Annotated in this window: 10 protein-coding genes and 1 pseudogene; 7 read left to right on the top strand and 4 right to left on the bottom strand. The window is 72.9% G+C overall.

Features of this window, described 5'->3' with window-relative positions; genetic code table 11:
- Window positions 1–18 precede the first annotated feature (18 nt).
- Window positions 19–903 (top strand): succinate--CoA ligase subunit alpha, encoded by an 885-nt coding sequence (gene sucD / locus TNCT6_RS11525; RefSeq protein WP_141359220.1) that lies wholly within the window; start codon window positions 19–21, stop codon window positions 901–903.
- A 184-nt stretch (window positions 904–1,087) separates the two neighbouring features.
- Here the strand turns inward: sucD and TNCT6_RS11520 are convergent, their stop codons facing one another.
- Window positions 1,088–1,987: an RNA polymerase sigma factor gene (locus TNCT6_RS11520; RefSeq protein WP_141359218.1), complete on the bottom strand. Its 900-nt coding sequence runs from the start codon at window positions 1,985–1,987 to the stop codon at window positions 1,088–1,090.
- Window positions 1,988–2,083: 96 nt separating this feature from the next.
- Between TNCT6_RS11520 and TNCT6_RS11515 the strand changes: the two genes are divergently transcribed.
- Window positions 2,084–3,982: a DUF6350 family protein gene (locus TNCT6_RS11515; RefSeq protein WP_141359216.1), complete on the top strand. Its 1,899-nt coding sequence runs from the start codon at window positions 2,084–2,086 to the stop codon at window positions 3,980–3,982.
- Here the strand turns inward: TNCT6_RS11515 and TNCT6_RS11510 are convergent.
- The gene (locus TNCT6_RS11510) at window positions 3,972–4,760 is read right to left on the bottom strand and encodes a hypothetical protein (protein ID WP_141359214.1); all 789 of its coding nucleotides are present in this window, start codon (window positions 4,758–4,760) and stop codon (window positions 3,972–3,974) included. The two genes, TNCT6_RS11515 and TNCT6_RS11510, sit on opposite strands and share 11 nt — an antisense overlap.
- 327 nt (window positions 4,761–5,087) lie before the next feature.
- On the opposite strand from TNCT6_RS11510, the gene purN reads away from it, so the two are divergent.
- Window positions 5,088–5,717, top strand: a complete 630-nt coding sequence (gene purN / locus TNCT6_RS11505) for a phosphoribosylglycinamide formyltransferase (RefSeq protein WP_141359212.1) — start codon at window positions 5,088–5,090, stop codon at window positions 5,715–5,717.
- The gene (gene purH / locus TNCT6_RS11500) at window positions 5,714–7,276 is read left to right on the top strand and encodes a bifunctional phosphoribosylaminoimidazolecarboxamide formyltransferase/IMP cyclohydrolase (protein ID WP_141359210.1); all 1,563 of its coding nucleotides are present in this window, start codon (window positions 5,714–5,716) and stop codon (window positions 7,274–7,276) included. Before purN ends, purH begins: the two co-directional genes overlap by 4 nt.
- A gap of 261 nt (window positions 7,277–7,537) precedes the next feature.
- On the opposite strand, the pseudogene TNCT6_RS40805 reads toward purH, so the two are convergent.
- Both TNCT6_RS40805 and TNCT6_RS11490 read right to left on the bottom strand, forming a co-directional pair.
- Window positions 7,538–7,931, bottom strand: a pseudogene (locus TNCT6_RS40805) (FHA domain-containing protein); the annotation flags it as partial.
- A 114-nt stretch (window positions 7,932–8,045) separates the two neighbouring features.
- Entirely contained in the window at window positions 8,046–8,636 is a 591-nt protein-coding gene (locus TNCT6_RS11490; RefSeq protein WP_141359208.1) for a hypothetical protein, read from the bottom strand.
- 271 nt (window positions 8,637–8,907) lie between these two features.
- Between TNCT6_RS11490 and TNCT6_RS11485 the strand changes: the two genes are divergently transcribed.
- From TNCT6_RS11485 to TNCT6_RS11475, 3 genes are all read left to right on the top strand, one after another.
- On the top strand, window positions 8,908–9,762 hold the full coding sequence (locus TNCT6_RS11485; RefSeq protein ID WP_141359206.1) for a bifunctional methylenetetrahydrofolate dehydrogenase/methenyltetrahydrofolate cyclohydrolase: 855 nt from the start codon (window positions 8,908–8,910) through the stop codon (window positions 9,760–9,762).
- On the top strand, window positions 9,752–10,249 hold the full coding sequence (locus TNCT6_RS11480; RefSeq protein WP_172632876.1) for a DUF3017 domain-containing protein: 498 nt from the start codon (window positions 9,752–9,754) through the stop codon (window positions 10,247–10,249). The genes TNCT6_RS11485 and TNCT6_RS11480 overlap by 11 nt, the downstream gene beginning before the upstream one ends.
- A gap of 559 nt (window positions 10,250–10,808) precedes the next feature.
- Window positions 10,809–12,197, top strand: coding sequence for an XRE family transcriptional regulator (locus TNCT6_RS11475; protein WP_172632875.1), 1,389 nt, complete (start codon window positions 10,809–10,811; stop codon window positions 12,195–12,197).

Here is a 12,197-nt window from a genome sequence, read left to right as displayed (position 1 = left end):
ACGAGGTCACAGAACACCATGGCTATCTTCCTCACCAAGGAATCCAAGGTCATCGTCCAGGGCATGACCGGCTCCGAGGGCCAGAAGCACACGCGTCGCATGCTGGCCTCGGGCACGAACATCGTCGGTGGCGTGAACCCGCGCAAGGCGGGCCAGAGCGTGGACTTCGACGGCACCGAGGTACCGGTCTTCGGGACCGTGAAGGACGCCATCGAGAAGACCGGCGCCGACGTCACGGTGATCTTCGTTCCGGAGAAGTTCACCAAGGACGCGGTGATCGAGGCGATCGACGCGGAGATCCCGCTCGCGGTGGTCATCACCGAGGGCATCGCGGTGCACGACTCGGCCTCCTTCTGGGCGTACGCCGGGAAGAAGGGCAACAGGACGCGGATCATCGGCCCGAACTGCCCGGGTCTGATCACGCCGGGTCAGTCGAACGCGGGCATCATCCCGGCCGACATCACCAAGCCGGGCCGGATCGGTCTGGTGTCGAAGTCGGGCACGCTGACGTACCAGATGATGTACGAGCTGCGGGACATCGGCTTCTCCACCTGTGTGGGTATCGGTGGTGACCCGATCATCGGTACCACGCACATCGACGCGCTGAAGGCGTTCCAGGACGACCCGGACACCGACCTGATCGTGATGATCGGTGAGATCGGCGGCGACGCGGAGGAGCGGGCCGCGGCGTTCATCAAGGAGAACGTGACCAAGCCGGTCGTCGGGTACGTCGCGGGCTTCACCGCGCCGGAGGGCAAGACCATGGGCCACGCGGGCGCCATCGTCTCGGGTTCCTCCGGTACCGCCCAGGCGAAGAAGGAGGCCCTGGAGGCCGCGGGCGTCAAGGTCGGCAAGACCCCGACCGAGACGGCCAAGCTGGCTCGCGCCATCCTCGGCAGCTGAGCACCGGCCGCCCCGGGCGGCTGCACACGGCCGCCCTCGGCGGCCGAGCTCTCCGAGCCGGTCCGGTGGGCCCACCCCCAGATGGGGGCGGGCCCACCGGCGTTTCCGGGGGCGCACCGGCGTCTTCCGCGGAGACACACCGGCGTTTCCGGGAGCGGACCAGCCGGTCCGCGGCCCAGCCGAGTCATCTGGGCTCCGGTGCCAGCCGCTCCGGCCCGCCCGCCGCCTCCTTCCTCAACCCGGCGCGCAGCGCGAGCGCCTCCGGCGAGAGCGGGCCGAGCATGCCCTGCGCCGGCAGCCCCTGGACCGTGTGCCCGGGGGACACCGGGGCCAGGTAGTGCATGGGGGCGGTGCGCAGGGTGAGCGTCGTCGCGCCGATGATGGTGGCCGTGAAGGCGATGGCGGACCGGGTCCAGAACCGGGTCCGGCGTTCCCCGGCCGTGCGCACGCCCGCCGGCTCGCCCGCCCCGAGGCGTTCCGCCGAGGCCAGGCGGACCAGCCGCCGGTGCAGCTCCGCCGGATCGGACAGCTCCGGCAGGCGTGCGGCGAGCGCCTCGCGCGCGTGCATCAGCCGGTTCGCCGCGGCCGGGGTGCTCGCCTCCGTCTCCGCCGCCGTCTCGGGCAGGTCGAGGCCGACACCGTCGTAGAGCACCAGGGTGCGGCGGTATGACGGCGGGAGCAGCAGCAGGGCGCGTTGCAGCGCGCGGTCCGCGGGGTCGGACAGCGGGTCGGGGACGTGGCCGCGCCGGCGGAAGAGGTGCCAGGGGGACAGCGCGCACTCGTGCACCACCGCTCGCACCCAGCCCGCCGGGTCCCGGTCGTGGGCCACCTCCGGCCAGCGCTGCCAGGCCAGTTGGAAGGCCCGTTCCACGGACCTGCACGCCCGCTCGCGCCGGCCGGTGAGCAGATAGGCCTGCCGTACGAGGGCGGGGGCGCAGAACGCGTAGAGGATGTCGAAGGCCTGAGCGGGCGTCAGGGCGCCGTCCGCCTCGTCGACGGTCTGATTGCGCGTCAGGGCGGCGGCCGTGCCGGAGCACCGGCCCTCCGTGGGTGATGGCAGCGGGTTCGCATGACAGTTCGTCATGATGCGCCCCTCGGTGCGAATAGGAACATAATCGTATATTGAGTGACACGGCGGAGGTTCGCCTGTTGCGCCGGTAAAGCGCGTGTCGTTGGGAGCATGGAAGCCGTGATCCAGACGACCCGTCGACGTCCACCGCTGTCACGCCTTCGCACCCGCCTGCGGGACCGCTCACCCGGCTTGGGAGCCGGCTTCGTGGGCGGTGCGGTCGCGGCGGGGCTCGGCCTCGGCTCGTTCGCCGTGGTCGTCGTCGCGCTGTGGATCAGCTCGCCGTATCCGGACAGCGGACCCGGCGGCGCGCTGCATGTCGCCGCCGCGCTGTGGCTGCTGGCGCACGGCGCCGAACTGATCCGCACCGAAACCCTCACGGGGGTCCCCGCGCCCGTCGGAGTGACCCCGCTGCTGCTGCTCGCGCTGCCCGCGCTGCTGGTGCACCGGGCGGCCCGGGACGCGACCGACGGGGGCGACGGCGGGCCGCTCCTCCCACCCCGCAGCGCCTGGACGGGCATCGTCCTCGGCTACCTCGCCGTCGGATCCGGCGCCGCCGCGTACGCGGACGGCGGTGCGCTGCGGCCCTCGTGGGCGTGGGCTGCGGTGTGCGTACCGCTTTTCGCCGCGGCGGCCGCGGGCAGTGGCGTGTGGAAGGCGTACGGCTGCCCCCGCGCACCCCTGGAGCGGGCGTTGCGACGGCTGCCGGGCGGCGTGAGGCGGCTGCTCCTCGGGCCGGGCCCGCAGGTGCGCCTGGGTGCCGCGGCGCGGGCGGCGGGGGCCGGTGCCATGGTGTTCGTCGGCGGCGGGGCGCTGATGCTCGTGGTGTCGCTGGTGGTGCACGCCGGGACGGTCCAGGAGGCCTTCCTGGAGCTGACCGAGGGCTGGTCGGGACGGTTCGCCGTACTGCTGACGTGCCTGGCGCTGCTGCCGAACGCGCTGCTGTGGGCGGCGGCCTACTCCCTCGGACCCGGCTTCGTGCTCGGCGCGGGTCATGCCGTCGGCCCGCTGTCCTCCGCCCCGGCCCCGCTGCTGCCGCCCTTCCCGCTGCTCGCCGCGGTTCCGGACCCCGGCCCCGGCACCGCGCTGAACTGGGTGACGGTGTCGCTGCCGGTGACGGCCGGGCTGACGATGGGCTGGTTCGTGGCCGGGTCGGCGGTGCGGGAGGAGCGGGGCGGCGTGGAGCGGGACGGCGGAGAGACACGCGTGCGGGCCTGGTCGTGGCGGCGGACGGTGGCCGGTGCCGGGCTGGCCTGTCTGCTGTGCGCGGCGGTTCTCGGGGCGCTCGCGGCACTGGCCGGCGGTCCGCTCGGGGGCTCCGCACTCGCCCGGTTCGGGCCCGTCGGGTGGCAGGTGGGTGCTGCGGCACTGGTGTGGACCGTGACGGCGGCCGTGCCGACGGCGGCGGCGCTGCGGGCATGGCGCTGCCGCTCGGGCCGGGTGGCGGTGGGCGGCGAGGCCGAGCCGGAAACCGGCGAACCCCGGGCGGGCGCGACCGTCACGGTGCCGCGCCCGTCGCCCACCGAAGCCATGCGCGGAAGAGTGCGCCGGTGGGGCCTGCTTCTGCGGGCGAAGGCCCCGAAGCCCCGGCCCCCGCAGCCCACGCCGGTACCCGATCGCTATGACGACCTCCTCGAGCCGTACGACGTACTGCTCTTCGACCCGCCGGTGCCGGGACCCCCCTCCTGGCACGAGGACGACGGAGCCCCGCAGGCCCGCCGGGCCGCACTGAAGGAGACGGCGGCAGGGACGGAGGCGCCGCGCGAGGCCGCGGCGGCGGAGAAGAACGCGAAGCCCGAAGGAACCGTGAGGCCGCCCGTGCCCCCGAAGCCGGTGGATCTCCCTCCGGACCCCGGTCACGGGGACCAAGTGGCCCCGCCCACCCGGCGGGAACCTTCCGTACGGGAATCCCTGTGGGATTCCCCGCGCGAACCCGTCGCGCCACGACCCCCCGCACAGGACCCCGGCGCGGAGGAGCCTCCCGCGCCGGACGCCCCCGTCAGTCGCTGATCCCCAGCACTCCCCGCAGCTCAGGCGGCAGATGCTGGTCGCAGGACTGCTTGGCCTCGTTGGTGAGGGCGTCGTTCACGCACGAGTAGTAGTCGCGGTAGACCAGCTGCGCCGTGAAGTTCACGGCGACCAGGGCGAGCGCCAGTGACGCGGTGACCAGGCCGCTGACCGCGGCCGTCGTCTGGGGGCGGCCCTCGGGCGCCGGTCCGCCCGGGCCCTGCCCGCGCGGCTTGGCGCGCAGCGAGCTGACACCCCAGTACAGGGAGAGCGCGCCCAGCAGCAGGGCCACGTACGGCCAGCTGAACAGGGCGAAGAAGAAGGCCCACATGCCGCACAGCAGGGCGTACCGCGCACGGCGCTGGGCGGGGTCGGTGGGGTCCCAGCGCGGACGGGGGCCGCCGCTCGGGTTCTGCGGGCCGCCGGGCCGCTGCGGGCGCTCGCCGAATCCGCTGGAGGAGCGGCCGGGCTGGCGGTCGCTCCACTGGCTGCCCCAGGGGGCCTGGCCGCCGCCCTCGCCGGACCCGTCGGATCCGCCCTCGGACGACGCGTCACGGCCGGACTGCGGACGGGGCTGCCACGGGCGGTCGGGGGTGCCCTTCGGGGGCGGTGCGAAGGGGTTGTCGTCGGGGGAGGCGCTGCCGCGTCCGGCGCCGTCCCGCCCGTCCGAGGACGCGTCCGGAGGCGAGGACGGACGCTCCCGCAGCACCACGGCACCGCGCAGCCGTCCCTGCGCCGACTGGGAAGGGAAGGTGAGGGGTCGCAGGCTGCGGTCCGGCATCAAGTGAGCGTCTTCCCCTTGGTGAGTCACGACTGATCTGGCACGACCGTTCCGGCATGGACGATCCGGTGGAGCGGTTCCCCCCCGAAGGCGCTGGGTGCCCACGGTCCGGGGACTCTCACCGCGTGAACGCACGGTGCGTGCGGTGCGTTCCCGTACCAGCTCTCCCCAGACGCTACCTTCCGGCCACGCCCCCGTCCCATGGGGGCCGTCCGAAGTGCCGGTATCGTTGCTGGCGGTCGGCCGGTTCGTAGGCTTCCCCGTATCCGGGGGCGCGAAGCATTCGTACGACCGTACAAAACAGCTTCCCCGAGAAAGGGCCCCATCGTGGCCGCCAAGCCCGTGGCCAAGCGCCTCGTCGTGCTGGTCTCCGGATCCGGCACCAATCTTCAGGCGCTCCTCGACGCGATCGCCGACGTGGGAGTCGAGGCCTACGGCGCCGAGATCGTCGCCGTGGGCGCCGACCGTGACGGCATCGAGGGGCTGGCGCGCGCCGAGCGCGCCGGGCTGCCGACCTTCGTGCGGAAGGTCAAGGACTACGGCACGCGCGAGGAGTGGGACGCGGCGCTGGCCGAGGCCGTCGCCGCCCACGAGCCCGACCTCGTCGTCTCCGCCGGGTTCATGAAGATCGTGGGGAAGGAGTTCCTCGCGCGGTTCGGTGGGCGGTTCGTCAACACGCACCCCGCCCTGCTGCCCAGTTTTCCCGGGGCCCACGGTGTGCGGGACGCGCTCGCGTACGGCGCCAGGGTCACCGGCTGCACCGTCCACTTCGTCGACGACGGCGTCGACACCGGCCCGATCATCGCCCAGGGCGTGGTCGAGGTGCGGGACGAGGACGACGAGAGCGCGCTGCACGAGCGCATCAAGGAAGTCGAGCGAAGGCTGCTCGTCGAGGTCGTGGGGCGGCTCGCCCGCAACGGCTATCGCATCGAGGGACGAAAGGTAGTTATCCAGTGACCGCCGAGAACAAGCGGCCCATCCGGCGCGCGCTCGTCAGCGTCTACGACAAGACCGGCCTGGAGGAGCTCGCGCGCGGGCTGCACGAAGCGGGCGTCGAACTCGTCTCCACCGGCTCCACCGCCGGCCGGATCGCCGCGGCCGGCGTGCCCGTCACCAAGGTCGAGGACCTCACCGGCTTCCCCGAGTGCCTGGACGGCCGGGTCAAGACGCTGCACCCCAAGGTGCACGCCGGTATCCTCGCCGACCTGCGTCTGGAGGACCACCGGCGGCAGCTGGGCGAGCTGGGTGTCGAGCCCTTCGATCTCGTCGTGGTCAACCTCTACCCGTTCCGCGAGACCGTCGCCTCCGGCGCCTCGCCCGACGAGTGCGTCGAGCAGATCGACATCGGCGGCCCCTCGATGGTCCGCGCCGCCGCCAAGAACCACCCGTCCGTGGCCGTGGTCACCAGCCCGGACCGCTACGCCGACGTCCTCGCCGCGGTGCGGGACGGCGGCTTCGACCTCGCCACCCGCAAGCGCCTGGCCGCCGAGGCCTTCCAGCACACGGCCGCCTACGACGTGGCCGTCGCCTCCTGGTTCGCCTCCTCCTACGCGCCCGTCGACGAGTCCTCCTTCCCGGACTTCCTCGGCGCCACCTACGCGCGCAAGAACACCCTCCGCTACGGCGAGAACCCGCACCAGCCCGCCGCCCTCTACACCGGCGGCCCGGTCGGCGGACTCGCCGAGGCCGAGCAGCTGCACGGCAAGGAGATGTCGTACAACAACTACACGGACACGGACGCCGCCCGCCGTGCCGCGTACGACCACGACGAGCCGTGCGTGGCGATCATCAAGCACGCCAACCCGTGCGGCATCGCGGTCGGCGCCGACGTCGCCGAGGCGCACCGCAAGGCGCACGCCTGCGACCCGCTGTCCGCGTTCGGCGGAGTGATCGCGGTCAACCGCCCGGTCAGCAAGGAGATGGCCGAGCAGGTCGCGGAGATCTTCACCGAGGTCATCGTCGCGCCGGACTACGAGGACGGCGCACTGGAGGCCCTCGCCAAGAAGAAGAACATCCGGGTGCTGAAGGCCCCGAACGGACCGTGCGGCCGGGTGGAGGCCAAGCACATCGACGGCGGCGTGCTGCTCCAGGCCACCGACCGCCTCCAGGCCGACGGCGACGACCCGGCCAACTGGACCCTCGCCAGCGGCGAGGCGCTGCCGGCCGGCGAGCTGGCCGAGCTCGCCTTCGCGTGGCGTGCCTGCCGGGCGGTCAAGTCCAACGCGATCCTGCTCGCCAAGGACGGGGCCTCGGTCGGCGTCGGCATGGGCCAGGTCAACCGTGTCGACTCCTGCAAGCTGGCGGTGGAGCGGGCCGGCGCGGAGCGGGCCCGCGGCTCCTACGCGGCCTCGGACGCGTTCTTCCCGTTCCCCGACGGCCCCGAGATCCTCATGGCCGCCGGCGTCCGCGCGATCGTCCAGCCGGGCGGCTCGATCCGCGACGAGCAGGTCGTCGAGGCCGCGCACAAGGCGGGCGTGACGATGTACTTCACCGGGACCCGCCACTTCTTCCACTGATCGGCGAACGCCCCTGACGGCCGCGGCCTCCGGCTCTCTCACGGAGAGAGCCGGAGGCCGCGTTCACGCGGACCTCAGCACGAGGGCAGCGGGTTGGTCTCCGGGGCGTGTCGTTGCCGCTCATCCAGCCCCGGGCCCCGTTGTCCGCCTGGGTGTGGACCCAGCGGGTGGGGTGCGGGCCACCGTGATTCCGCCCGCCGTCGGACTTGCAGACGAACCAGGACGGGTCGGAGTACATGCGGCCCACGACGGACCCCGTGTTGGTGCTCTTGCAGACCTTGGCGCCGGAGGCACCGCGAAGCAGCGTTTGCTGCGGTCCACGGAGAAGGCGGGCGCGGTGGGTTCGCTGTAGGTGGCGCCCGTGCCGCTCAGACAGTCGTGCCGTGGCGTCCACACCTCGACGGGCAGCAGGTCCCCGGCCGCGGGCAGCACGATCCGGGAGGACTCGAAGGGAACCGGCGCGTTCAGCCGCCCCGGTGCGACCTCGATGTGCTCGCCGGCGCCCTCCGGGTTCTCCACGACGTACGTGTGGCGGGCGGGGAGGTTGCTCACCGTCCAGGACGCCTGGCGAGGCGCTCGCGGGGCGCGGCCGGAACTGGGTGCCGTGTCGCTCGTCCCTCGTGGTCGGCGGAGGTACCACGATGATGCTGCACAAGGCGCGTCTCCTCGTGCCTGACGGCTACGGAATCCGGACCAGGGCGACGCACCAGGGCCGTGTCCCACTTTGTGCGGTTCCGGCACGGCCCTCGGAGCACATGGCGCGAACTGTTCAGTAGCTGGGGCGGTTGAACCAGGCGCCGCCGGCCTTGTTGGCGCAGAAGACGATGATCAGAATGCCCATGGCGAGGCTGAGCAGTGCCAGGACGTTGCCGCCCACCAGGCTCAGCAGGCTGAACAGGATGACGAACGAGCTGTACACGATCGCGGAGACGCGCACGCCGCCGCGCCCGGCGGGGACCTTCACGGCGGTGAAGATCGCCCAGAACGCGAACGCCAGCACGAACACACCGAGGACGATCATGACGCCCGCGCCGATGCTGGCCGCCTTGTCCGCGTCCGCGGCGGAGACGTTGTCGTCGGCGGAGACGACTTCCTGGATCTTGTCGGCGAACCAGCTGCTCGCCACCATCATCACCACGCCGCCCAGCGCCTGAAGACCACCGAGCACGAACAGCAGCACGCGGGCCGCCTTCACGGTGCCCGGCATCGTCTGCGGCACCGGTGCGCCGTACGGCTGCTGCACGGGCGGGGCCTGCGGGTAGCCGTAGCCGGGGGCCTGGCCCTGCGGATAGCCGAAACCGGGCTGCTGGGGCGGCTGCTGCGGCGCGCCGTAGGGGTTGTTCGAGTCGCCGTAACTCATGGCGGTTGATTCCTCCGTCGATCAGGTGCGGGGACGCGCGGCACCGTACGGAGGTGAGTTCACAGAAGTGCGGTCCGTCCCCCCGAAGAGCTGCCCGCGGCACTGTGCTCATCATGGTTCTTTACCGGCGACTTACTTGTCCAGCCGCATTCCGCATGTGTTGTGCAAGTGCAACATCACCGATCAGGACGGCCACGGGCGCCGGGCGCGGACAGAGGGCGCGGACCTCCCGGATTGGAACCGTGAGCCGGTCATCCGCGAGGATGAGGACATGACCGCCCAGATTCTCGATGGCAAGGCCACCGCAGCCGAGATCAAAACCGATCTGACCGCCCGTGTGGCGGCGCTGAAGGAGAAGGGCGTCACGCCCGGACTCGGCACGATCCTGGTCGGGGACGACCCCGGCAGCCGCAAGTACGTCGCCGGCAAGCATCGTGACTGCGCCCAGGTCGGCATCGCCTCCATCCAGCGGGAACTGCCGGCCACGGCGACCCAGGACGAGATCGAGGCGGTCGTCCGGGAGCTGAACGAGGACCCCGCCTGCACCGGCTACATCGTCCAGTTGCCCCTGCCCAAGGGCATCGACGAGAACCGCGTCCTGGAGCTGATGGACCCGGACAAGGACGCGGACGGCCTGCACCCGATGAACCTCGGCCGGCTCGTCCTCAACGAGCCCGCCCCGCTGCCCTGCACCCCCAACGGCGTGCTGACGCTGCTGCGCCGCCACGGCGTGGAGATCAAGGGCGCCGAGGTCGTGGTCGTCGGCCGCGGCGTGACCATCGGCCGGCCGATGCCGCTGCTGCTGACCCGGCGCAGCGAGAACGCCACGGTGACCCAGTGCCACACCGGCACCCGCGACCTGTCCGCGCACCTGCGCCGCGCGGACATCATCGTCGCCGCGGCCGGCTCCCCGCACCTGATCCGCGCCGAGGACGTCAAGCCCGGCGCGGCCGTCCTCGACGTCGGTGTCTCCCGCAACGCCGAGGGCAAGATCGTCGGCGACGTTCACCCGGACGTGGCCCAGGTCGCCGGCTGGCTGTCCCCGAACCCCGGCGGAGTCGGCCCGATGACCCGGGCCGAGCTGCTGGTGAACGTGGTCGAGGCGGCGGAGCGCAGTGTCGGCTGAGGTGGAGGGCACCGGGCGGGAGCCGTCTCCCGCGGAGCCGGAGACAGAGGTACGGGACGCGGCCGGCGTGCCGGCCGCCGCGGGGAAGCCGCGCCGGGACACACGCCGCTTTCCGATGCTGACGCGGGACACCGCGCGGCCGGAGGGCGGTGGCCGGGCCGCGCCCGGCGGCGCCCCGGCGCCCGCCCGGCAGTGGCCGCTGCTGGCCGTGCTGGGCACGGTGGGACTCGGGCTGCTGGTGACCGCCTTCGACGCCTTCAGGGTCGGTCTGCTGCTGATCGGGCTCGCGCTGCTCGGCGGGGCCGGGCTGCGCTGGTTCCTGCCCCGGGTCGGCATGCTCGCGGTCCGCTCCCGCTTCACGGACATCGTCACCTACGGCCTGCTGGGCTGCGTCATCGTCCTGCTGGCGCTGATGGCCCAGCCCAGGCCCTGGCTGGAGATTCCGTTCCTGGACGACGCGCTGCACTTCACGGTCCGCAACGGCTAGTTCTGTGACCGGAAAGGTTCAACGGCTCACCTTTCCGCTCGCAGCGCTCGCCGTGCTCGCCGTCCGGCGTTCGCGGTGGCGGCCCGTCCTCTCCCCCGAGTCAGGACGGGCCGCCGCCGGGACCAACCCTCCTGCACCGTGAACGGGCTGTTCAACGCCTGTCCGTGCGCTGTGGCACGGAAGTGACCGTTCCGCTACGGTGTCCGCGCTCTGCCACAGGATCTGACCCGGCCTCGCCGGGTGAGCCGGGGACCTCTGCGGCGCACGAGGTCACGCCGGGATCCGGGATGTGCCGATGCGTCGACAGAGTCCGCCGCGCGGGTGAGGCCTTCCGCCCGTCGGGCTAGCGTGGGCGGTCGGCGCACCGGCGCGCGCTTCGGTTCGAATGCTTCCGTGCGCCCCTGACGCGGGACCTGAGATCCTGGCGGGGCGCACTCCTGTGGGTAGCGAGAACCGAGAACCGAGAACACTGAAGAACACCGAAGACCGAGGGCACGGACTCGGCACAGGACGTCATGCGCGGGGAACAACCAGCACGTACCGGGGGGAAGGGGAAGCGATGCCTCGTTGGAAGGCCTTGCCCGATGAACTCGATCCACAGATAAGGGAGTTCGCGAGCCAGTTGCGCAGGCTCGTGGACCGCGGCGGCCTGAGCATCGCCGCACTGGCAGATCGCACGGGCTACAGCAAGACGTCCTGGGAGCGCTATCTGAACGGACGGCTCCTGGCGCCCAAGGGCGCGGTTGTGGCACTCGCCGAGGTCACGGGCACCAATCCGGTCCACCTCACCACCATGTGGGAGCTGGCCGAACGGGCCTGGAGCCGTGCGGAGATGCGCCACGACCGGACCATGGAGGCCATCCGGATATCCCAGGCGCGCGCCGCACTGGGGGAGTTCGGCGCGGCGGTACCCGGCGCCGAGGCGGGCGGGGGCAAGGCGGCCCGCAAGAACGGCACCGCCACGGCGGTCCCGGGGAGCGCGGGCCCGGCGGGCGCGTCCCCCGCGGTGCCGGTGCAGCCGACGGCGTCCGACGCCGACGCCCGTGAGGGCGCGGCGAGGAAGGCGTCGCCGGCCTCGGAGGGCGTCTCGGGAACGGCCGTCCTCCCGGCCGCCGCGCCCACGCCCGCCGCGCCCGGCCCCGGCCCGGACCCCGACTCCGCCTCCGACGCCCGCCCCGACTCCGCCACCGGATCGGGTTCCGGTTCCGAGGCGTCGGGCGGCAACTCCTGGGGGCTGGCCGGTTACCGGGGACCGTCCCGGACGGGTGGACGCGCCCCCGGCGCCACGGCGTCCCCGGCCGGCGGCGCCGTGCCGGCTGCCGGACCTTCGGGTCCGCACTCCGCGGCTTCGGCCGCCCCGTACACCCAGGGCGACCCCGGCCACCCGTACACCCAGGGCTCCCCGGGCACGCACGGCGAGCCTCCGCGGTCTCCCCGTCCCGCCTCCTCCGGCGGGGCACGCAAGCGGCAGGTGATGATGTTCCTCGCGGGCGCGGCCAGCGCCCTGGCCGTGATCGGCGCCGTCCTCTTCCTCACCGGAGGCGGGGACGACAAGAAGGCCGCGGAAGCGGCCAAGTCGCCTTCCCCGTCCGCCGACGTCAGCCTGCCGCCCGGTGTCAAGTGCGTCGCGGACGGCTGCACCGGCAAGGACGCCGAGGCCATGGGGTGCAGCGGCAACCTGGTGAGCACGGTCGAGAGCGTCACCGTCGGCACGACCCTGGTCGAGGTCCGCTACAGCAAGACCTGCGGTGCCGCCTGGGCCCGTATCACCCAGGCCGTCCAGGGCGACGAGGTCCGGGTCACGGTCGGTGCGCGCACGGAGCGCGGCACCCTCGCGGCGGCCGGCGAGACGATCGCGTACACGCCCATGGTCGCGGTGCGGGACGCGACGCAGGCCAAGGCGTGCGCGACGCTGGCGTCGGGACAGACGGGGTGCACCAGTCAGTGA

The sequence above is a fragment of the Streptomyces sp. 6-11-2 genome (assembly GCF_006540305.1).
Classification (GTDB): domain Bacteria; phylum Actinomycetota; class Actinomycetes; order Streptomycetales; family Streptomycetaceae; genus Streptomyces.
The sequence above is the reverse complement of the archived record's forward strand: the minus strand, read 5'-3'. Positions and strand labels throughout refer to the sequence as shown.